The 22,054-nt window shown below is 70.1% G+C and carries 19 protein-coding genes; all 19 read right to left on the bottom strand.

What is annotated here, in order from left to right:
* Positions 1-5: 5 nt before the first annotated feature.
* Entirely contained in the window at positions 6-335 is a 330-nt protein-coding gene (locus tag AC5Y7E_RS16375; RefSeq protein ID WP_499916019.1) for a hypothetical protein, read from the bottom strand.
* Between the two features lie 91 nt (positions 336-426).
* The gene (gene wag31 / locus AC5Y7E_RS16370) at positions 427-1,227 is read right to left on the bottom strand and encodes a DivIVA-like cell division protein Wag31 (protein WP_499949816.1); all 801 of its coding nucleotides are present in this window, start codon (positions 1,225-1,227) and stop codon (positions 427-429) included.
* A gap of 262 nt (positions 1,228-1,489) precedes the next feature.
* A complete protein-coding gene (locus AC5Y7E_RS16365) occupies positions 1,490-1,780 on the bottom strand; it encodes a YggT family protein (RefSeq protein ID WP_007770770.1) in 291 nt (96 codons plus the stop codon).
* Positions 1,781-1,936: 156 nt separating this feature from the next.
* Positions 1,937-2,581, bottom strand: a complete 645-nt coding sequence (locus tag AC5Y7E_RS16360; protein ID WP_007770769.1) for a cell division protein SepF — start codon at positions 2,579-2,581, stop codon at positions 1,937-1,939.
* Positions 2,582-2,647: 66 nt separating this feature from the next.
* Positions 2,648-3,433, bottom strand: a complete 786-nt coding sequence (locus AC5Y7E_RS16355) for a YggS family pyridoxal phosphate-dependent enzyme (protein ID WP_499949814.1) — start codon at positions 3,431-3,433, stop codon at positions 2,648-2,650.
* A gap of 5 nt (positions 3,434-3,438) precedes the next feature.
* Complete coding sequence (gene pgeF, locus AC5Y7E_RS16350) at positions 3,439-4,146, bottom strand: peptidoglycan editing factor PgeF (protein ID WP_499949813.1); 708 nt, start codon at positions 4,144-4,146, stop codon at positions 3,439-3,441.
* Positions 4,147-4,247: 101 nt separating this feature from the next.
* Positions 4,248-5,405, bottom strand: a complete 1,158-nt coding sequence (ftsZ, locus tag AC5Y7E_RS16345; RefSeq protein WP_499916747.1) for a cell division protein FtsZ — start codon at positions 5,403-5,405, stop codon at positions 4,248-4,250.
* 272 nt (positions 5,406-5,677) lie between these two features.
* Positions 5,678-6,664, bottom strand: a complete 987-nt coding sequence (locus AC5Y7E_RS16340; protein ID WP_499949811.1) for a cell division protein FtsQ/DivIB — start codon at positions 6,662-6,664, stop codon at positions 5,678-5,680.
* Positions 6,661-8,130: a UDP-N-acetylmuramate--L-alanine ligase gene (murC, locus tag AC5Y7E_RS16335; RefSeq protein WP_499949810.1), complete on the bottom strand. Its 1,470-nt coding sequence runs from the start codon at positions 8,128-8,130 to the stop codon at positions 6,661-6,663. Before murC ends, AC5Y7E_RS16340 begins: the two co-directional genes overlap by 4 nt.
* Entirely contained in the window at positions 8,127-9,362 is a 1,236-nt protein-coding gene (murG, locus tag AC5Y7E_RS16330) for an undecaprenyldiphospho-muramoylpentapeptide beta-N-acetylglucosaminyltransferase (protein ID WP_499916009.1), read from the bottom strand. The genes murC and murG overlap by 4 nt, the downstream gene beginning before the upstream one ends.
* Positions 9,359-11,032 (bottom strand): putative lipid II flippase FtsW, encoded by a 1,674-nt coding sequence (gene ftsW, locus AC5Y7E_RS16325; protein ID WP_499949808.1) that lies wholly within the window; start codon positions 11,030-11,032, stop codon positions 9,359-9,361. The genes murG and ftsW overlap by 4 nt, the downstream gene beginning before the upstream one ends.
* A 7-nt stretch (positions 11,033-11,039) precedes the next feature.
* Entirely contained in the window at positions 11,040-12,509 is a 1,470-nt protein-coding gene (gene murD, locus AC5Y7E_RS16320; protein ID WP_499949807.1) for a UDP-N-acetylmuramoyl-L-alanine--D-glutamate ligase, read from the bottom strand.
* The gene (mraY, locus tag AC5Y7E_RS16315) at positions 12,509-13,588 is read right to left on the bottom strand and encodes a phospho-N-acetylmuramoyl-pentapeptide-transferase (RefSeq protein ID WP_499949805.1); all 1,080 of its coding nucleotides are present in this window, start codon (positions 13,586-13,588) and stop codon (positions 12,509-12,511) included. The genes murD and mraY overlap by 1 nt, the downstream gene beginning before the upstream one ends.
* Positions 13,585-15,204 carry a UDP-N-acetylmuramoyl-tripeptide--D-alanyl-D-alanine ligase gene (locus tag AC5Y7E_RS16310; protein WP_499949804.1) on the bottom strand — a complete coding sequence of 540 codons (1,620 nt, stop codon included), beginning with the start codon at positions 15,202-15,204 and terminating at the stop codon, positions 13,585-13,587. The genes mraY and AC5Y7E_RS16310 overlap by 4 nt, the downstream gene beginning before the upstream one ends.
* Positions 15,201-16,745, bottom strand: coding sequence for a UDP-N-acetylmuramoyl-L-alanyl-D-glutamate--2,6-diaminopimelate ligase (locus AC5Y7E_RS16305; protein WP_499949803.1), 1,545 nt, complete (start codon positions 16,743-16,745; stop codon positions 15,201-15,203). The genes AC5Y7E_RS16310 and AC5Y7E_RS16305 overlap by 4 nt, the downstream gene beginning before the upstream one ends.
* A gap of 165 nt (positions 16,746-16,910) precedes the next feature.
* Complete coding sequence (locus tag AC5Y7E_RS16300) at positions 16,911-18,971, bottom strand: peptidoglycan D,D-transpeptidase FtsI family protein (protein WP_499949801.1); 2,061 nt, start codon at positions 18,969-18,971, stop codon at positions 16,911-16,913.
* Entirely contained in the window at positions 18,968-20,245 is a 1,278-nt protein-coding gene (gene ftsL, locus AC5Y7E_RS16295; RefSeq protein ID WP_499949800.1) for a cell division protein FtsL, read from the bottom strand. Before ftsL ends, AC5Y7E_RS16300 begins: the two co-directional genes overlap by 4 nt.
* Positions 20,242-21,432: a 16S rRNA (cytosine(1402)-N(4))-methyltransferase RsmH gene (gene rsmH, locus AC5Y7E_RS16290; protein WP_499949798.1), complete on the bottom strand. Its 1,191-nt coding sequence runs from the start codon at positions 21,430-21,432 to the stop codon at positions 20,242-20,244. The genes ftsL and rsmH overlap by 4 nt, the downstream gene beginning before the upstream one ends.
* Positions 21,407-21,838, bottom strand: coding sequence for a division/cell wall cluster transcriptional repressor MraZ (gene mraZ / locus AC5Y7E_RS16285; RefSeq protein WP_067352892.1), 432 nt, complete (start codon positions 21,836-21,838; stop codon positions 21,407-21,409). The genes rsmH and mraZ overlap by 26 nt, the downstream gene beginning before the upstream one ends.
* Between the last annotated feature and the right edge of the window lie 216 nt (positions 21,839-22,054).

Here is a 22,054-nt window from a genome sequence, read left to right as displayed (position 1 = left end):
AGGAGCTACTTGGCGGGCTCGTCGCCGCGGCCCTCGGCCGCGACAGTGGACTCCTCGGTCTGCGCGGTTTCCGCGGTGGTCGCCGGTTCGCCCGCGGCCGGGGCTTCCTCGGGGTAGTCGACGTAGTCGTCCTCGTGGGCTTCGTCGGCAGCTGGGGTTTCGTCGCCTGCCACATCAGGCCGCTGGCGCTCGCGCAGGGCGTCGAGGATCAACAACACCACACCCACCACGCTCGCGGCGATGCACACCCACGCCACCAGCTCGTTGCTGGTGACGACCGCGAACACCAACGCGACGAGCCCGATAAGCGCCAATACCAGCGCAATGATGAGCATCAGTCATCCTCCAAGCGACGAGTGGGACCGCGGTTTCATGACCAAGTGTGCCAACCCCGAAGCTCGGCGAGTGACCGGCACGTCCGAAAGGCTAGTTGCTGCCCCGGTTGAACTGGTCGAAGCTGCCCGCATCCGCGCTGGAGTCCACGGGCGCGGCGGACCCACGCTGACCGAGCTCCTCCAGCTGAGACTCCAGGTAGGTCTTGAGCCGGGTGCGGTATTCGCGCTCGAAGGTACGGAGCTGCTCGAGGCGGCCTTCCAGCACGGTGCGCTGCTGGTTGATGGTGCCCATGATCTCGGAGTGCTTGCGTTCGGCGTCGGCCTGCAGGGCGTCGGCCTTCTCCTGGGCCTGGCGCAACTGGGTCTCGGAGCGGGTCTGCGCGTCGGCGAGCATGGCGTCGGCGCGCTGCCGGGCCTCGGCGACCGTGGTCTCGGCGGTGCTGCGCGCCTCGCTGAGGATCTGGTCGGCGTTGGCGCGGGCGTCGGACAGCATCTTCTCCGACTCGGTCCTGGCCGTGGTGGTCAAGCGGTCGGCGGTGTCCTGCGCCAGCGTCAACACCCGAGCGGCCTTCATGGCCTGCTCCTCGTTGTTGGCCGCGGCGGCCCCCGCGGCCGGCGTCGGCTTGACCGGCTCGGGCTCGGGCTCGCGGACGGGAATCGCCTGGGTGGGCGCGGCCGCGGCGGCCGGGGTGGCCGAGCCACCACCAGAGGACAGCTCGTGGTCCAGTTCTTCGATCCGCTGACGCAGATCGCTGTTCTCTTCGATGAGCCGCGTCAGCTCGGCTTCCACCAGATCGAGGAAGGCGTCTACCTCGTCTTCGTTATAGCCCCGCTTGCCGATCGGTGGCTTACTGAACGCCACATTGTGGACGTCGGCTGGTGTAAGCGGCATTGTTTCGTCCCCTCAAGTTCCTTCTCGAACGTTCTGGAAAGTGTAGAACGCAGTGGTAGCCGTAGTGCAACTGCCGTCCATCCTGTCACACCAGGCGCGACCGTTGCCGATTAGCCCAATAAATAAGGACCAATTTCAAACTTTGAAGGCAATAAAATCCGAAACCTTAGAATTTTTAAATCGCGGGTACCAAACCGACGCTAAAGCGTGGCCGAACCGTCTCCGGGACGGAATGGGTCACACCATCGGGCCCCATGGGGAGCTAAGCCGCCGCGCCGAACGCCAGCTGCATCCCGATGAACGCGACGAGTAACAGCACCATGATCGAGAGGTCGAAGCGGACCGCTCCGATGGTGAGTTGCGGGATCAGCCTGCGGAGCAGTTTCACCGGCGGATCCGTGATCGACAAGATGATCTCCAGCACCACGACGGTGATCCCCGTCGGATGCCAGTCCCGGCTGAACGAGCGGATGAACTCAACCACGACCCGAGCGATGAGCAGCAGCCAGAAAATGAATAGCGCAAACCCAAGGATCTGAAAGAACAACACCAACTGAAGTGCCCCGACCTTACCCGTGAGAAGCTAAGCGCCGCCGACCAGCGCGGCGCCTGCCAGCGTACCGACTCCGGGCGAGAGGCCTCATCTCACGTGGGCACTTCCGGCCGTCGAGGATCCGAGCTCCCGCTGTGCAGCGGGCGGCCGATGTGGCTATTGGTAAGCGTAGAAACCGGTTTCGGCGATTCGGCGGCGCTCCTCCGGGGACACGTCGACGTCGGCGGGCGACAACAGGAACACCTTCGTCGCGACCTTGTCGAAGGATCCGCGCAGCGCGAAGGCCAGGCCGGCCGCGAAGTCGACGAGGCGCTTTGCGTCGGCGTTGTCCATCGACACCAGGTCCATGATGACCGGGGTGCCGTCGCGGAAGCGCTCACCGATGGTGCGCGCCTCGCTGTAGTCCTTGGGCCGCAGCGTGGTGATCTTCGAGAGCGGATGGCCCTCTTCGAACATCATCGCCATCCGGCGGGGGTCCATCGCCAACGCGCCTCGGGTGGAGTTGCGCAACCACGACCCGAAGCGCGGGCCGCCCCGCTCGCCCCGGTCGAACTCGCGGGGGTGGACGGCGCCGTAGCGGGGCTCGTCCCCGTAGCCGCCGCGGTAACCGGCGGGCGGCGGGTAGTCGGCGGGCTCGCGGCGCGGATCGTCGTAGTCGTCTTGCTCGTAGCGACCGTATCCGTCGTCAAATCGCGGCCGGGGAAAACCACGGGACGGAGCGTGGTCGTCGTAATACTCGTCCTCGTAGTCGTCCATTGGGGCCATACCGAAATAGGCCTTGACTTTGTGCAGTGTGCTCATTGCGTTGACCCTTCTAGCCCCTGGGAGTACTGGTGTCAGTGATAAAGCTGTTACTACAGTGACTACTTACGGTGACGGTAACCGCCGCGGGCCCAATAGCGCGGTACCGACACGCACACACGTCGAACCGTGTTTCACGGCAATTTCGAAGTCGTTGGACATGCCCGCGGACAACCCGACCGCGTCGCGATGCGACTCGAGAACCCGGCGATGCTCCGATTGCAGCCGGTCAAAGGCCTCGTCGGGGTCCGAGTCCAGCGGCGGGATCCCCATCAGCCCGACCAGGTCCAGGTTCTTGGAGTCCTCGACCTGATCGCACACCTGATCGACGGCGCCCGGCCGCGATATGTCGACGCCGCCACGGGACTCGTCGCCGTCGAGGCTGACCTGGACGTAGATCCGCATCGGGGCGGTGCGGCGGCCCTCGGCCAGCGCCGCCGCCACGCCCTTGTCGAGCGCGGACACCAGGTGCGCGTTGTCGACCGAGTGCGCGGTGTGTGCCCAGCCCGCCACCGATTTGGCCTTGTTCCGCTGGATATGACCGACCATGTGCCAGCGCGGATTTCCCACGTCCCCGTGCGCCGATGCCGCCAGCAATCGGGTGACTTCGGCCACTTTTGCCCTCGCTTCCTGGTCGCGAGATTCGCCGACGACTCGGCAACCCAAGCGCGACAAAGTCACAACATCGGTTGCTGGGAAGTATTTGGTAACCGGTAGAACTTCGATTTCACCGACATTGCGACCCGCCGCCTCGGCCGCCGCCGCCAGGCGCGAGCGCACCGATGCCAAAGCGTGGGTCAATTCCGAGTCGCGGTCGCTGCGACTGTCACCGGCGTGCATTCCTACCGCCATCGCAGTCACTCCATCCAGACCAGTGAGGCCAGCCGGCCGGTCGGGGCATCCCGCCGATGACTGAACAACGCCGGGTCGTCCACCGTGCACCGAGGATCGATATCGATCGCCGTCACGCCCAGATCCCTTAGCTGGCAGGCGATTCCGGCCCGCAGATCGAGGCCGGGAGTTCCCGCGGCGGTGGTGGTACGACTGCCCGGCAACGCCGCCTCGACCTCGTCGGCCATGACCGCGGGCACTTCGTAATTGCGGCCGCTGACCGCCGGGCCCAGCAGCGCCGAGATGTCTTGCGGTTGCGCGCCGAGCTTCTGCATCGCCTCCACCGTTCGGGTCACCACCCCGCGCTGGGCGCCGACCCGGCCGGCGTGCACTGCCGCGGCAACGCCGGCGCGCGCATCGGCCATCAAAACCGGAACGCAGTCGGCGGTGACCACCGCCAGGGCGAGTCGCGCGGTGCGAGTCACCAACGCGTCGGTGTCGTCGACCGCGGTGTCACGCGCTCCGTCGACCACCTCGACCCGGTCACCGTGGACCTGGTTCATCCACACCACGCGCCCCGCACGCAGGCCGACGGTGGCGGCCAGCCGGGCCCGGTTCTCGGCCACCGCCGCCGGGTCGTCGCCGACGTGGTCGCCGAGGTTGAAGGTGTCGAAGGGCGGCTTCGAGACCCCACCGGCCCTGGTGGTGGTGACCCGCCTGATGCGAACGCTCACGTGACCAGTATCCGGAGCGGTGTGCTTGCCAGGGGGCAGCGCCGTCCGGCCCGTATATTTCGAGGCCGGTTTGTCGCGCGCTGGCAAGCAAATTGAGACCCTCAGCGGCGCATGAACGGCGGCACGTCGACGTCATCGTCATCGCCGCCGATATTCAAAGTCGATCCGTTGGTGTGAACCGGCACGCTGACGGCGTCGACCGGTTCGAACAGCGTCGAGGTGAGCTTGCCCGCCTTCGCCGACTCGATCCGGTGCGCACCGCCCTTTTCTTCCTTGTCGGCACCGCCGCCGAGCACGGATTTGCGGCCGGTGCCGGCGGCGTCGAAGCCCGCGGCGATGACGGTGACGCGCACCTCGTCGCCCAGCGAATCGTCGATCACGGTGCCGAAGATGATGTTGGCGTCCTGATGCGCGGCGTCCTGCACCAGCGAGGCCGCCTCGTTGATCTCGAAAAGGCCCAGGTCGCTGCCGCCGGCGATCGACATCAGCACGCCGTGGGCGCCCTCCATCGAGGCTTCCAGCAGCGGGGAGTTGATGGCGATCTCGGCGGCCTTGAGCGAACGTCCCTCGCCGCGGGCGGAACCGATGCCCATCAGGGCGGTGCCCGCGCCGGACATGATGCCCTTGACGTCGGCGAAGTCCACGTTGATCAGGCCCGGGGTGGTGATCAGGTCCGTGATGCCCTGGACGCCGTTGAGCAACACCTCGTCGGCGCTGCGGAAGGCGTCCATCAGCGACACCGCGGCGTCGCCCATCTGCAGCAGCCGGTCGTTGGGGATCACGATCAGGGTGTCGCAGCTCTCGCGCAGCGCCGAGATGCCACTCTCGGCCTGGTTGCCGCGTCGCTTGCCCTCGAAGGAGAAGGGCCGGGTGACCACGCCGACGGTCAGCGCGCCCAGCTTGCGCGCGATGCTGGCGACGACGGGAGCGCCGCCGGTCCCGGTCCCGCCGCCCTCGCCGGCGGTGACGAACACCATGTCCGCGCCGCGGAGCAGCTCTTCGATCTCGTCCTTGGCGTCCTCGGCGGCCTTGCGGCCGACTTCCGGGTCCGCCCCGGCGCCCAGGCCACGGGTGGACTCGCGGCCGACGTCGAGTTTGACGTCGGCATCACTCATCAGCAGCGCCTGCGCGTCGGTGTTGATCGCGATGAACTCCACGCCTTTGAGGCCTTGTTCGATCATCCGGTTGACGGCGTTGACGCCGCCGCCACCGATACCCACGACCTTGATGACGGCCAGGTAGTTGTGCGGGGGGGTCATCATTCGTCTTCCTCCCTGATGGGCTTGGCTCAGCTCTCTCCCGGCGGCGGGCTCCTCCGGACGTTTCGCGGCTCTCGTGGCAAACCCTCAACCTCAACCATAGAGTTAGAGTTATGTCAAGTAGTTCCGCGCAACCAGAACGGTATGGGTATGGCGCGCCCTAACCACGCAGGCGCGCCGACACGCGCCCCGCAAATTTTGGGCAATTTCCGCCGCGCCCGGCGCGTGCGCTGGTCCCCACGGCGTCGAGCGCGCCGACGTGACGAAGATCGCTACTTGACCGTCGGCAGGTCGGGGCTGGACACGTCGTAGACCTTGCCGGGCTGGGTCAGCAGCGCGGCCAGTTTCTCGGCCTTCTCGTCGGTGCGGTCGGTGGTCCCCCAGATCACCACCCGGCCGTCGCCCAGCGTCAGCGTGATCGAGGCCACCGACTGCGCGGCGACATGGCCGACCTGGCTCTCGATTTCGGGCCGCAACGCGGTCAACACCTGCAGCGCCGCCTTGGTGGCCGGGTCGTTCGGCCCCGGGTCGGCGACGTCGAGGTACGGCAGCGCCGGCGGCGGCGGCCCGGTCGCGAAGTCCACCCCGTCCCGGTCGAAGAGATGCGGTCCGTCGGGAAAGTCCTTGACGGCCACCGGAACTCGCTCGACGATGGTGATCCGCAGCGCCGACGGATACTGGCGCTGCACCCGCGCGCTGGCCACTCGCCGGATCGCGGCCACCCGGTCGGCGACCTGGCTGGTGTTGATCTGCAGCAGCGGCGTTCCGATCCGCACCCGCGCCGCATCCAGGACCTCTTCCCGAGTCACCACCCCGGTGCCGACGACGACGATGTTGCGGGCCGCCATCGCGGGCGTGAAATACAGGATCAGCGCCAGCCCGACGCCGACGATCACCAGCGCAACGGTGGCCAGCAGCATCTTCAGGCCCCGAACAACGCCCCGCGCAACGGGTTTGGGCTCGTTGATCAGCCGCCCGCTGGCCCGGCGCTTCGCCTCGCGGCGCGCCTCTTCGATCGCGGTGGCGCGGGCCTGGGCGGCGCGGCGTTCGGCCCGCTCCCGGCGGGCGCGCCGGCGGGGCCCCTCGACCTCGTCGGCCTCGGGATCGTCACCGGCGTCGCTGTCGGGCCGGTCCGCGCCGGCGTTCGTGCCGAGCGGTTCGGTGAGCGCGCCGTCGCCGGCGGCCTGGGCTTCGGCCTGTTCGCCGACCGCGTTGGCGGGGACGGGGTTGGCAGGGACGGGGTCGTCCGGCCCCGTCATCGCAACGCCCCGGGGGCGCTGCGGTTGGCCCGCACCCGCAGCGCCGTGACGATCTCGGGTCCCAGCAGGGTCACATCGCCGGCCCCCATCGTGACGATGACGTCGCCCGGGCCGGCGGCGGCCGCCACCTGCTCGGCGGCGGCGGAGAAGTGCTGCAGATAGCGCACCGGCGCGCTGACGTGCTCGGCGACGCTGGCCCCGCTGACGCCGGTCAGCGGCTGTTCGCGGGCGCCGTACACGTCGAGGACGAAGACCTCGTCCGCCGCGTCCAGGGCTCGCCCGAACTCCTCGGCGAAAGCCTTTGTCCGCGAATACAAATGGGGCTGGAACACGGCGATGCTGCGGCCGTCGCCACTCTGCTCGAGCAGGGTGCGGACCGCCGCCAGCGTGGCGACGATCTCCGTGGGGTGGTGGGCGTAGTCGTCGAACACCCGCACCGAGGCCGCGCTACCGACCAGTTCGAATCGGCGGCGCACGCCCTCGAAGCCGGCCAGGCCGTCCAGCACGGCGTCGATCGGGGCGCCGATCTCGAGCGCCGCCAGCAGCGCGCCCATCGCGTTGAGCGCCATGTGGCGGCCGGGCACCGACAACCGCATCACCCGCGGGTGCTGCTCCGGGTCCAGTTCCGGGGCTAGCCGGATCTGCGCGACGGCTTCGGTGCCCTGTTGCTGCCACGACATCAACGTCGCGGCCAGTTCATCGTCGCCGGAGCCCGCGGATCCGTATCGCAACACCCGGATCCCCAGCTCGGCCGTGCGCCGTGCCAGCTCGGCCGCCCCGGGGTCATCGACGCACACCACCAGCGCCCCGCCGGGCGCCAGCCGCTCCACGAAGGCGTCGAACACCGCGACATAGGCGTCGGCGCTGCCGTAGAAGTCCAGGTGATCGGTCTCGATGTTGGTGACCACGGCGACGTTCGGCGTGTACTCCAGCAGCGAGCCGTCGCTCTCGTCGGCCTCTGCCACGAAGCAACCGCCGCTGCCGTGGTGGGCGTTGGTACCGGCCTCCCCCATCTCGCCCCCGACGGCGAAGGACGGGTCGCGCCCGCAGTGCTGCAGCGCCACGATCAGCATCGAGGTCGTCGTGGTCTTGCCATGGGTGCCGGTGACCATCAGCGTGGTGCGCCCGTTCATCAGCTTGGCCAGCACGGCGGGCCGCAGGATCACCGGGATGCCGCGCCGGCGGGCCTCGACCAGCTCGGGGTTGGTCTTCGGGATGGCGGCGTGCGTCGTGATGACCGCGGTGGCGCCACCGGGCAACAGGTCGAGCGAGGCCGCGTCGTGCCCGATGTTGATCAGCGCGCCCCGGGCGCGTAGCGCGTGAATGCCGCGCGACTCCTTGGCATCCGAGCCGGACACCAGGCCGCCACGGTCGAGCAGGATGCGGGCGATGCCCGACATGCCGGCTCCCCCGATGCCGACCATGTGCACCCGCTGCAGCTCGGGCGGCAGCTGGTCGGTGCTCACGGGGTTCCCCCGGTCCACCGGCCGCTCGAGCGGCCCAGCTGGGCCTTTCGGGCGATGTCGAGTGCCGCCTGGGCGACCCGGCGCGCCGCGTCGGGATGCCCCACTCGCGCGGCGGCGGCCGTCATGGCCGCCAACCGCGGCGGGTCGCCAACCAGCCCCGCCACCTCGCGGGCCACCAGCTCGGGCGTCAGGTCGGCGTCGGCGACGATCATGCCGCCGCCCGCGTTGACCACCGGCAGGGCGTTGAGCCGCTGCTCGCCGTTGCCGATCGGCAGCGGCACGTAGATGGCCGGCAATCCCACCGCCGAGACCTCGGCGACCGTCATCGCACCGGACCGGCAGATCACCAGGTCGGCGGCCGAATAGGCGAGGTCCATCCGGTCGAGGTAGGGAACCGCCACGTACGGCGGGTCGTCCGGCTGGGGCTCGCGCAGGTCGAGCGTGTTCTTGGGGCCGTGCGCGTGCAAGACGGCCACGCCGGCGGCGGCCAGCTCGGCGGCCGCTCCGGAGACCGCCCGGTTCAGCGAGGCCGCGCCCTGCGAGCCACCGAACACCAGCAACACCCGGGCGTCGTCGGCGAAACCGAAGTGGCGGCGCGCCTCGTCGCGCAGCGCCGCGCGGTCCAGTGCGGTGATGGCCTCGCGCACCGGCACCCCGACCACCTCGGCACGCGGCAACCCGCAATCGGCCACCGCGGACAGCACCCGCGCGGCGGTGCGGGCGCCGACCCGGTTGGCCAGCCCGGCGCTGGCGTTGGCCTCGTGGATCACCACCGGCACCCGCGGCTTGCGCGACGAGACTCCGCGCGCGGCGAGATAGGCCGGCAGCGCCACGTACCCACCGAAGCCGATCACCACGTCGGCGTCGACCGCGCGCAGCACGGCACGGGTTTCGCGGACGGCCCGCCACACCCGCGAGGGCAGCCGGGCCAGGTCGCCGCTGGGTTTGCGCGGCAGCGGCACCGGCGTGATCAGCTCGAGGGCATAGCCGCGCTCGGGCACCAGCCGGGTCTCCAGACCCCGGGCGGTGCCCAACGCGGTGATCCTGACCTGCGGGTCGAGGGCGCTCAGCGCATCGGCGACGGCCATCGCCGGCTCGACATGGCCGGCGGTTCCACCACCGGCGAGCACGACCGACAGTGGCTTGAGAGGCCTAAAAGAGGACAACGCGGCACCGGCGGGCAAAGGGTTTCCCCCCAGCCCGCCGGTCGGCTTGTTGACCGTGTCGTTCACCCGTAACGCTGACCTTCCAGTGCGCGAGCGCGTCGTGGCTGACGCTGGCCGGCCGCCTGACTGACGCGGCGTTGGCCAGATCCATGATGCCTCGCCCGTGATCGAGAGTTGCCCCCAGTCTGTCGAGCCGGCCGGCCGGCCGTCCGCGATGACGCCGGTCGCAGCGGCTCGTCGGCCGTGCGGGAGGCCTTGCGTGGAGCTTTGCGCCCGGGGGCGCCCGCGGCCTTGCGCGACGGCTCGGCCGACTTCGGGCGACCGCGCTTGCGATCGCGGACCGACTCCAGGCGCGTCGGCGAGTAGGGCTCGGGCAGCGGCAGCCGCAGTATCCGGGTCATCTTGTCGTCGCGCCCGGCGCGCAGCGCGGCCACCGCCTCGGGTTCGTGACGCGCCGCGTTGGCCATGATGCCGATCATGAAAAGCGTTGCGGCGGTGGAGGTTCCACCTGCGGAGATGAGTGGCAGCTGAATACCGGTGACCGGGAGGATGCCGATCACGTAGCCGATGTTGATGAACGCCTGGCCCAGCACCCACATGGTCGTGGTGGCGGTCAGCAGGCGCAGGAACGGGTCGGCCGAGCGACGGGCGATCCGCATTCCCGTGTACGCGAACAGCCCGAACAGCACCAGCAGCGCGAACGCGCCGATGAAACCGAGCTCCTCGCCGATGATCGCGAAGATGAAGTCGTTGTGGGCGTTGGGCAGGTAGTTCCATTTGGCCACGCCCTGACCCAGGCCATCGCCGAAGATGCCGCCGTGCGCCAGCGCGAATTTGGCCTGTCGGGCCTGGTAGCCGGTGTCCTGCGGGTCGTTCTCGGGGTTGATCCAGGACCGCACCCGTTCCGACCGGTACCCGGCCGACATGGCCAGCACCGCGCCGGCCACGAAAACGGCCATCAGCGAGGTGACGAAGACGCGCAGCGGCAGGCCCGCGTACCACAGCAGGGCCAGCAGGATGATGCCCAGCGACACCGTCTGCCCGAGGTCGGGCTGCGCCACGATCAGGGCCAGCGCGATCACGGCGGCCGGCACCAGCGGGATCAGCAGTTCGCGCAGGCTGGCCCGATCCAGGCGACGGGCGGCCAGCATGTGGGCACCCCAGATCGCGAAGGCGATCTTGGCCAGCTCGGATGGCTGCATCGAAAAGCCCGCGACCACGAACCACTTACGGGATCCGTTGGCCAGGTTGCCGATTCCGGGAACGAGCACCAGCACCAGCAGGATGACCGTGACGACGTAGCCGGTGAACGCGACCCGGCGGATGAACCGCACCGACATCCGCAACGAGGCGTAGCAGGCGATGAGGCCGATCACGGTCCACAGCACCTGCTTGCCGAAGATCACCCAGGCGGACCCGTCGGCGTCGTAGGACCGCACGCCCGACGCCGACAGCACCATGATCAGCCCCAGCGTCGTCAGCAACGCTGCCACCGCGATGATCAGGTGAAACGACGTCATGGGCCGGCCCAGCCAGGCGCCGAACCGGCTGTGCGAGCCGCCCTCCTTGGCCGCGGCCTTGTCGGGCTTCTGCTCGGCCTTCTGCGGCTTGTCGGCCTTCGTCTCGGCCTTGGCTTCCGTGGCGCCGTCCGTGGCGTCGTCGTCGGCTGGCTCGAGCGCGGCCGTGCCGGTGGTGTTTTTACCCCGGCGCCGTAGCCGGGTCAGTGCGTTGCTCACGCCCGTCCTACCGCAGCGCCGCGCGCACGGCGGACGCGAATGCGTCGCCACGGTGGGCGTAACCCGAGAATTGGTCGAACGACGCGCCCGCCGGTGCGAGCAGGACGGTGTCGCCGGGCTTCGCCAGGGTGCGCGCCGCGGCCACTGCCGCGTTCATCACCGCTGAGGCCCGATCGCCGCCTGATAGTTGCACTTCTGTCACATCTGCCCCAAGAACCACAGCAGTCGCATCCATACCAGCATCCTCGCCTGTCACAACCTGCAGGACGGGGACATCCGGCGCGTGTCGCGATAACGCCTCGGCAACCTCGCGCCGATCTCGGCCGATCAGCACCGCCCCGACCAGCCGGGACGCCATCCTGGCGACCTCGGCGTCGACCGTTGCGCCCTTGAGCAGGCCGCCGGCGATCCAGACGACCCGGGGGTAGGCCAGCACGGACGCCTCGGCGGCATGAGGGTTGGTGGCCTTGGAGTCGTCGACGTAGGTGATGCCGTCCGCGGCGGCCACGACTTCGGCCCGGTGCCGGCCCACCCGGAAGGAGGCGATCGCGTCCGCGATCGCCTCGGGCGGCACGCCGACGCAGCGCGCCAGCGCCGCGGCGGCCAGCGCGTCGAGCACCCCGACCGGGCCCGGAACCGGGATGGACTCGACCGGCAGCAGGGCCAGGTCGTCGGCGAAGGCGCGGTCAACCAGGCGGCCGTCGCGCACGCCGAGCTCCCCCGCCGCCGGTTCGCCCAGCCGGAAGCCGACCCGCACCGGCGCCCGGGCGGTGTCCAGCAGCGCCGCCGCCCGGGCATCGTCCAGGCCCACCACCGCCACCCGGCCATCGAGCACCCGCGCCTTCGCCGCGGCATAGGCGGCCATGCCGCCGTGCCAGTCCAGGTGGTCTTCGGCGATGTTGAGCACCACACCGGCCTCGGGCTTCAGCGAAGGCGCCCAATGCAATTGGAAGCTGGATAGCTCGACGGCCAGCAGCTCGGCGGGTTGCTCCAGGACGTCGAGGACCGGGTCGCCGATGTTGCCGCACAGCAGGCTGCGCCGGCCGCCGGCGATCAGCATGGCGTGCAGCATCGACGTGGTGGTCGTCTTGCCGTTCGTCCCGGTGACCACCAGCCAGCGCCGCGGCGGTCCGTACTGGCCCGCGGCATCGAGCCGCCAGGCCAGCTCCACGTCACCCCAGATCGGCACCCCGGCCGCCGCCGCGGCGACCAGCAGCGGCGTGGTCGGCGCGAAGCCGGGACTGGTGACCACCAGGGCGTAGCGGGAGATCTGCTCGATGGCCGTCGACGTGGACGCGGTCGCCGCTCCCGCGTCGGCGTAGTCCCGCAACCTGGCCGGGTCGTCGTCGCACAGCGTCGGTGCCGCCCCGAATCGGCTCAGCGCCGCCAGCACCGCCTTGCCCGTTACGCCGCCGCCGGCCACCAGCACCGGCACGCCGGGCGCCAGGGGTTCCAGCGGGGCCTCAAGACCGCTCATCAGGCACCGATCGCGCCCAGCCACTCACCGTAGAAAAGGGCGACGCCCAGGCCGCACGCGATCGCGGTGAGCAGCCAGAAGCGGATGATGACCGTGGTCTCGGCCCAGCCGGCCAACTCGAAATGATGGTGAAAGGGGGCCATCCGGAACACCCGGCGCCCGGTGGTGCGAAACGTCAGGATCTGCAACACAACCGAGCTGACCTCGGCCACGAACAGCGAGCCCAGCACCACGGCGAGGATCTCGGTGCGGCTGGTCACGGAGAGGCCCGCGATGATGCCGCCCAGCGCCAGGGATCCGGTGTCACCCATGAAGATCTTGGCGGGCGCCGCGTTCCACCACAGGAAGCCGATGCAGGCGCCGGCGGTGGCGGCGGCGACCAGCGCCAGGTCCAGCGGATCGCGCACGTTGTAGCAGCCCAGCCCGGGGGCGGTCACGCACGCGTTGCGGTACTGCCAGAACGTGATCAGCACGTAGGCGGCGGTGACCATCGCCATGCTCCCGGCGGCCAGGCCGTCCAGGCCGTCGGTGAAGTTGACCGCGTTGGACCAGGCGCTCACGACGATCACGCAGAACAACACGAACAGGCCCGGGGCCAGTGTGACGGTGGCGATCTCGCGCACGTAGGACAGATCCGCGCTGGCCGGTGTCAGGCCGGTGCTGTTGTGGAACTGCAGCGCCAGCACCCCGAACAGGACCGCGGCGGCGACCTGTCCGATGGTCTTGGTCGTCTTGTTCAAGCCGAGGTTGCGCGACCTGCGGATCTTGATCAGGTCGTCGAGGAATCCGACGCCGCCGAGCACGGTGGCCAGGCCCAGCACCAACAGGCCCGACACGGTGACGCCTTCCCCGTCGAAGGCCATCCCAGCCAGGTGCGTGCCCAGGTAGCCCGCCCAGATGCCGGCCAGGATGGCCACGCCGCCCATCGACGGCGTGCCCCGTTTGGCGTGGTGGGTCGGCGGGCCGTCCTCGCGAGTGTGGTGGCCGAATCCCTGCCGGGTGAACAGCCGGATCAGCGCCGGGGTCAGCAGGATCGACACCGTCAGCGCGACGGCGACGGCGATGAGGATCTGCCTCATGCGCGCGTCCCGCCCTCTTCTGATGGTGACGGCCCGCTTCGCCCGGCTTCGCCGCCGCCCTCGCGATCGTCACCGGCTGCCAGGGCGTCGGCCAGCGCACCGAGCCCCGCCGAGTTCGACGCCTTGACCAGGACGACGTCACCGGGTTGCACCTCGGCCCGCAGTAACGCCAGGGCGGCGTCGCTGTCAGCGACGTTGACGGCCCCTTGGTCACCCGCGCCCCAGGAACCCTCCATGACCGCTCCGTGGTGCATGGCGCTCATCGACCTCCCACTTCCCACGACAACGAGTCGAGACACATCTAAGCGCACGGCGAGCCGGCCGATGCGATCGTGCTCGACTATGGCGTCCTCACCGAGCTCGGCCATCTCGCCGAGCACCGCCCAGCTCCTGCGCTTTTCGGCGGGGTTCTGCCCGCCGCCTTCGCCGCCGCCGTGGGCGATCCAGGCCAGCGCCTGCAGCCCGGCCCGCATGGAGTCGGGGTTCGCGTTGTAGGCATCGTCGATCACGGTGACCCCGTCGGCGCGGGTGGTGACCTGCATGCGGTGCCGCGACACCGGACCAGTGCCGGCGAGTGCGGCGGCCACCTGCTGCAGGTCGGCGCCGCATTCCAGCGCCACCGCGGCCGCGCACAGCGCGTTGCCCACCTGGTGATCGCCGTAGACGCCGAGTTGCACCGGCACCTGAGTCACCCCGGACGCATCGCGCCGGTGCAGCGTGAACCGCGGCCGGGCCAGCTCGTCCAGGGAAACCGCACCGGCCCACAGGTCGCTGGGGCCCGCGCCGGTGCGCTCGTCGCGGCTGACCCGGACCACCCGGGCCGCGGTCACGTTCGCCATGGCCGCCACGGCCGGATCGTCGGCGTTCAGGATCACCACCCCGGAGGCCGGAACAGACTGCGGCAGTTCAGATTTCGTCCGGGCGATGGCTTCGCGCGAGCCGAACTCGCCGAGGTGCGCGGTGCCGACGTTGAGGACCACCCCGATGGACGGTGTGGCGATTTCGGCGAGCGCGGCGATGTTTCCGGGATGGCGGGCCGACATCTCCAGGACCAGGTAGTCGGTGTCGGCCGTCGCGCGCAGCACCGTCCACGGGTGCCCCAGCTCGTTGTTGAACGACCCGGGCGGGGCCACCACCTCACCGAGCGGCGCCAGGACGGCGGCGACCAGGTCCTTGGTCGAGGTCTTTCCCGATGATCCGGTGATGCCGACGATCGTTAGCCCGCCGGCCACTAGTTCGGCGGCGACCACCCGGGCCAGCCTGGCCAGCGCGCCCAGCACCGCCGCGCCGGACCCGTCGGCGTCGTGCTCGAGCACCCCGGCCGGCCCGCGATCCGGGTGCGCCTCCGGCGGTTGCGGGGGCACCACGATGGCCGGAACCCCGACCGGCCGCGCCGCCAGGACGGCCACCGCGCCGGCGGCGACAGCCGCGTCGGCGAAGTCATGCCCGTCGGACCGCGCTCCCGGCAGCGCCAGGAACAGCCCGCCCGGCTTGACAGCGCGCGAGTCGAATTCCACCGTCGCGGTGACGTGCCGCTGCGCGGCATCCTGCGGCGAGATGCCGGACAAAGTGCCCCCGACGATGTCGGCGATCTGGGCGACGGTCAGGTCGATCACCGCTGTACCCCGTCGAGGTCACGCAACGCCTCGGCCAGTTCCACCCGGTCGTCGAAGGGGCGGGTGTGTCCGCCGGCGCTTTGCCCGGTCTCGTGACCCTTGCCGGCGATCAGCACCACGTCGCCGGGACCCGCCCAGGCGACCGCGTGCCTGATCGCGTCGCGGCGGTCGGCGACCTCGACAACCTCTGCCGCACAACCACTTTCGCTCGCACCGGCCAGGATCTCGCGGCGGATCGAGGCCGGGTCTTCATTGCGCGGATTGTCATCGGTGACGACGACCAGGTCGGCCAGCTCGGCCGCCGTGGCGCCCATCGGCGCCCGTTTGCCCGGATCGCGTTCGCCGCCGGCGCCGAACACCACCGCCAGGCGGCGGCCCGGCCGCTTCAGCGTGGTCAGCACCGCACGCAGGGCGCCCGGCTTGTGGGCGTAGTCCACCAGCGCCAAGAAGTCCTGGCCGGCGTTGATCTGTTCCATCCGCCCCGGCACGCGGGTCTGCCGCAGCCCCGCGGCAGCCTCCTCCGGCGACACGCCAACCACGTCCAGAAGGGCCAGCGCCACAAGGCAATTGGCGACGTTGTAGTGGCCGGGTAGCGGGACTGCGACCCGATGCCGGGCGCCGGCGGGATCGACCACGGTGAACTGTTGTCCCCCGGCGCCCATCGGGGCCACGTCGAGGGCCCGCCAGTGCGCGGCTTGCCCCTCGGCGCTGACGGTGATCGCGTCGCCGGCCCGGGCCGCCATGACCCGCCCGGCCTCGTCGTCGACGCACACCACGACGCGACGCGCCCGTAGCGGCGAATCCGGTTCGAACAGCAGGGCTTTGGTGTTGAAGTAGTCCTCCATGGTCGGATGGAAGTCGAGGTGATCGCGGGACAGGTTGGTGAAACCGCCCGCCGCGAAACCTGTTCCGTCCACGCGGCCCAACGCCAGCGCATGGCTGGAGACCTCCATGACGACGGTGTCCACACCCCGTTCGGCCATGGCGGCCAGCATGGCCTGCAGCGCGGGGGCCTCCGGAGTGGTCAGCGCGCTGGGGACGTCGGCGCCGTCGATGCGGATCCCGATGGTCCCGATCAGCCCGACCGTGCGGCCGGCGGCACGCAGACCGGACTCGACCAGATAAGTGGTGGTGGTCTTGCCCGACGTGCCGGTGATGCCGATGACGGCCACCCGATCGGACGGATTCCCGTACACCGTGGAAGCCAGGCCGCCGAGCACGCCGCGGGGATCGGGGTGCACCAGCGTCGGGACGGCCGGCGCGGTCATCTCGGCGACTCCGGCGGGATCGGTGAGCACGGCGACGGCGCCGCGTTCGACCGCGTCGGCGGCATAGCGGGCCCCGTGGGTCGCCCGACCGGGCAGCGCGGCGAACAGGTCGCCGGGCAGCACGTCCTGGGCGCGCAGCGTCACCCCGGTGATGGTCACGTCGGGCATGGCGGCGCCCTGACCTGGGTGATCGGCCAGCACGGCGCCGACCTGGCCGGCGAGCGCGGGCAGCCGCACGCCTGCGGCGGCGCTGGGGCGTAACCCAGTGGGCATCGGCACCACTTGTGCTCACACCTCCCTCCGACGCCGCGTCGTCCTCATGATCGGCCATGACACCCTACCTAGCCGCAACCGGCCATGAGCCGATCCGCGCGCCGACGGAGCAGTCGGGGCGGCTGCGCGCGGGCGATCGCCGCGCGGCTGTCCGGCGCCGACCCGCTAGGTGGCCTGCAACGTCAACGGCGGGCCTGGATCGGGCGACAGCGGCACGTTCTCGCGCTGCATGAGCCAGCCGGCGATGTTGTGGAACAGCGGGGCCGCCGAGTGGCCCGGCGTGCCGTCGGCGTTGCGCTCCGGGTTGTCCATCATGATGCCGATGACATACCTGGGGTTGTCGACGGTGGCCATTCCGGCGAACGTGATCCAGTAGACGTTGTCGAAGTAGCAGCCGCAGGCCGGGTTGATCTGTTGCGCGGTGCCCGTCTTGCCGGCCATCTGATAGCCCGTCACCGCTCCCGCGGCCCCGGTGCCCTGCTGGTAACCCATCGGGTCCTTTTGCACGACGGCACGCAGCATGTTGCGCACGGTCTGCGCCGTCTGCGGCGACACCACTCGCACGCCTTCCGGGCGCGGCTCTTCGGTGCGCGTGCCGTCGGGGGCGATGGTGGCCTTGATGATCCGCGGTGGTATCCGCAGGCCGTCGTTCGCGATCGTCTGGTACATCCCGGTCATCTGCAACAGCGTCATCGAAAGACCTTGCCCGATGGGCAGGTTCGAGAAGGTGCTACCCGACCACTGGTCGATCGGGGGCACCAGTCCGGCGCTTTCACCCGGCAGGCCGACGTTGGTGCGTTGCCCCAGACCGAATTTGCGGACCATGTCGTAGAAGCGCTCCGGCCCGACGCGCTGCGCGAGCATCAAAGTGCCGACGTTGGAGGACTTTCCGAACACGCCGGTGGTGGTGTACGGCATCACTCCGTGCTCCCACGCGTCGTGGATGGACACCCCGCCCATCTGGATGGTGCCGGGAACCTGCAACACCTCGTCGGGATTGGTCAGCCCGTACTCGATGACCGACGACGCGGTGATCACCTTGTTCACCGAGCCGGGCTCGAACGGCGAGGACACCGCCAGGTTGCCCAGCTGTCTATCGCCCTGACGCCCGATGTCCTGGGAGGGGTCAAAGGTGTTGTCGTTGGCCATGGCCAGCACTTCACCGGTCTTGGCGTCGAGCACGACGGCCGAAACATTATGCGCGCCAGACACATTCTTGGCCTGCTGCACCTGCTGCTGCACGTAGAACTGGATGTCGTCGTCGAGGGTCAGCTGGACCATCGAGCCGTTGACCGCCCGGTGCCGATTGCGGTAGCTGCCCGGGATGACCACACCGTCGGAGCCGCGGTCGTAGGTGACCGAGCCGTCGGTGCCGGACAACACCGAATCCATCGCCTCTTCCAGACCCAGCAGGCCGTGACCGTCCCAGTCGATGCCGCCGACGATGTTGGCCGCCAGCGATCCGCCCGGATACTGGCGCAGATCCTGGCGTTCGGAACCGACCTCGGGATACTTGTCCGAGATCGCGCTGGCGACAGCGGGATCGACGGCGCGCGCCAGATAAACGAAGTTGTCGTCGGTTTGCAGCTTCTTCAAAACGGTCGCCGAGTCCGGTTTGTTGCCCAGCCGGCTGGACACCTCTTTGGCGATATCGCGCAACCGCTGCTGCGGATCCGGGGCCGTCGAGTTCTTGGCCCTGGCTTCCTCTAGTTGCTTGCGGATCCGTTTCGGCTGAAACGTCAGCGCCCGCGACTCGATGGTGAAAGCAAGCTGGTCCTTTTGGCGGTCGATGATGCTGCCGCGCACCGCTTTTTCCACGTCGGTGACCTTGAGCTGACCGGCGGCCTGGGCGCGCAGCGACGACGCGTTGGTCACCTGCAGGACGAACAATTGGGCGGCGGCCATCAGCATCAACACCAGGATGACCACGTTGCCCGCGCGATGCCGGAAGACGAACGACCCGCCGCGGCTGGTCAATTCCACGATCTGGCGGGTGCGGCGCTGCCGCGCCGAGTGCCCGGCCGCCGCCTCGGACCGTTGTGCCGCCCCGGCGGCTTTGGCTTGCTTGGCCTTCCGGAACCGCTTCGGCTCGCGAACGTCCGTTTTCTGCGGCTTCACGCGCCGCTTCGGTTGCCGTACGCCCTTGGCCTGCACGTCCTTACGGGGACCACGTGTCGGCCGTGCGGACTGCGACCGTCGTGCCCGCGGGGAGTCACCGCGGCTCACCTGGGCCCACCTGGCGGCGCGACGACCGCGGCACCGGGCAGGCCGTTAGCCGGCCCGGTCGGGGCCACCGGTTGGGCCGGCGCCGCCGGACGGCCCAGCTGCAACGGGACCGGGATCTCAGCGGGCAACGGCGCGGGCACCTGGCCCGGAGCCGGAATCGGCAGCCCGCCCAAGGGAATCGGTACCTCGGCCGGGGCTGGCGGAGTCGCGGGTCCGCCCGGCGTGGGCAACCCCGGAGTCGGCAATCCCGGAGTCGGCAACCCCGGCAGCGCGCCGGGAGCGCGTCCGGTGACCGGGCCGGTCGCCGGTGCAGCGGGCAGGCCGGGCAGTGCACCCGTCGCCGGTCCGCCTGGCATGCCGGGCAGCGTACCCGGCACCGGCAGCCCGGGGGCGGCAGGCGCGCCGGGCACTGGGGGCGCCACAGGCGGCAGGTGCTGCCCGCCCACCGTCGACGCGCCGTCGGGGGCGCGCAGCAGCGCTTCGGGCCCGGACCTGGCCGGGGCGGGGCCACCGGGGGCCGGCCCGACCAGAGTCGAGACCTCCGGGGGCGCGGCCGCCGGCTTGGGGGGTTGCGGCATTTCGTCGGGAAGCTTGCTGTTCAGCGGCGGCGGCGGAACGCCGTCGGCCGGCTTGGGTGTGCCGACCACCACCCAGTTCCCGGACGGGTCCTGGACCAGGTGTGCGGTGTCCCTGCTCGGGATCATGCCCTGCTTGCGGGCCGCCTCCGCCAGCGCCGGGGCGGCCTCCGCCTCGCGCACGTCGCGCTCGAGCGCTTCCTTCTGCTGCTGCAGCAACCGGGTCCGCTCCCGGGCGTGGCTCAACTTGTAGGAACGCTCGGCGGAGTCGGTGGACAGCCACAGCGTGAGCCCGAGGCCGATGCCCAGCGCACCGATGATCAGGACGACGAACGGAACCTTGCTGGCCAACGTCCGCGGCCGCAGGTCGATCGACGCCAGCCGGGCGGCCAACCGTTCGGTCAGGCGGGGACGAACCACCTTGGGCGCCTTGGCTTTCCGCGCCTTTGCCCGCGCCTTGGCCTGGCTGGTGCTCTTGGGGCGGGCCTGGCGGTCGACGGGCCTTGCCATCGGGCTGGTCTGCGGTCCGGACTTGGGCGCGCGCGTTTCGCGGGCGGGCGCCGAGCTCCGGCCGCTGCGGGTGCGCCGCGCCGATCCCGATTCGGCCGCGGGACGAGTGCTGCGCCGGGCAGAACCGTCGCGTGCGCCCCGACGGTCGCTGCCACCGCGCCGTTTCGACGTCTCGCGTTCCGCTCTCATGCCTCGCCTTTCCCGCTAACCTGCCCTGACTTCGTTCGGTGCAGAGCCCGCAACCGCACTGCGGCACTGCGTGGATTGCGTTCGACCTCGGCGGCGTCGGCGCGTTCGGCGCCGTGCGTCAAAGACCGGAAGCGCGGCTCATGGCCGGGAAGCTCGACCGGCAGGTCCACCGGGGTGCGCGACGCGACCGCCTGGGCGAAGAGCCGCTTGACGATCCGGTCCTCCAGCGATTGGTAGGCCAGCACCACGATGCGACCGCCGACGTCCAGCGCGTCCAGGGCGGCAGGGAGGGCGCGGCGCAGGGTGTCCAGTTCGTCGTTGACCGCGACCCGCAGCGCCTGGAAGGTGCGCTTGGCCGGATGTCCGCCGGTGCGCCGGGCGGCGGCCGGAATCGCTTCGTACAGCAGGGCCACCAGGTCCGACGTCGACGTGAACGGCTGACGGGAACGCCGGCGCACGATGTGCGCGGCGATGCGGCGTGCGAACCGCTCTTCGCCGTAGCGGTGCAGAATGTTCGCCAGCTCCGCCTCGTCGTAGGTGTTGACGATGTCGGCCGCGGTCAGCGGCGACGAGGGGTCCATCCGCATGTCCAGCGGCGCGTCCTGGGCGTAGGCGAAGCCCCGCTCCGCGCGATCCAGCTGCATGGACGACACCCCGAGGTCGAACAGCATTCCATCCACCGATTCGGTTGCCGCATAACCGGATTCGTCCAGCGCCGTGGCGATCCCGTCGTAGCGCGCGTGCACCGGCGTGACTCGGTCGGCGAAGCGCGCCAGCCGGGCCCGGGCGATGCCCAGCGCGCTGGGGTCGCGGTCGAGTCCGATCAGCCGCAGCCCCGGCAGGTCGGTGAGGAATCGTTCCGCATGCCCGCCGGCGCCGAGGGTGGCGTCGAGCAGCGTCGCCCCCGACCCGTCGGGGCGGTGACGGGTCAGCGCGGGGGTGAGCAGTTCGACGCAGCGATCCAGCAGGACGGGGACATGCCCGTGGTCGTCGGAACTCGAATTCTCTGCCACCGCAACGCCTCCACGGATCTGCCGGCACGGGTGCTCGGGAAGGCGGGCGGCCCCTGCATCGAGGTCTCTGACCGAAGACGCGAACCTGGCGTTGGGGAAGTACGCCAGGGTCGGTTCGGGCAGAGGCCACGTTGCACGGGCATGCGCCTCAGATGATGTCGCCGAGTGCTTCATCGCTGGCCGCGGAGAAGTTCTCTTCGTGGGTCTGCTGGTAGTCCTGCCAGGCCTGGGCATCCCAGATCTCGAGGTTGTCGATCGCGCCGATGACCACGCAGTCCTTCGAAAGGTTCGCGTAGCGCCGGTGATCGGCCGATAACGTGATCCGGCCCTGCGCGTCGGGATGCTGCTCGTCGGTGCCTGCCGCGAGGTTGCGGAGGAACGCCCGGGCCTCGGGGTTGCTCCGCGAGGCCTTGCTCGCGCGGCGGGCCAATTGCTCGAATTCCGCCCGCGGATAGACGGCGAGGCTGTGGTCCTGACTCTTGGTGACCATCAACCCCCCTGCCAGCGCGTCGCGAAACTTGGCGGGCAGCGTCAGCCGCCCCTTGTCGTCGAGTTTGGGCGTGTAGGTGCCGAGAAACACCAGCTCACCTCCCCTTTGGGGTCACCCAAACACTGCAGCCACCATACCCCACAATCCCCCACTCTGCCCCATTCTTGAGGCGTCGTCGTGGCGTTTCCGGGGTTATTCGACGTCAGGACGCCGTCAATGCGCCGCATGAGGTGTGTCGAGGGCATGCACGGGCTTGCTCGAGGGCATCGAATGAAGCGCGCTTACCAGGCCAAACACGCCAAGTGG

Source organism: Mycobacterium sp. NGS17 (assembly GCF_059813205.1).
Note: the sequence above shows the minus strand (reverse complement) of the source record. Positions and strands in the feature narration are given on the sequence as shown.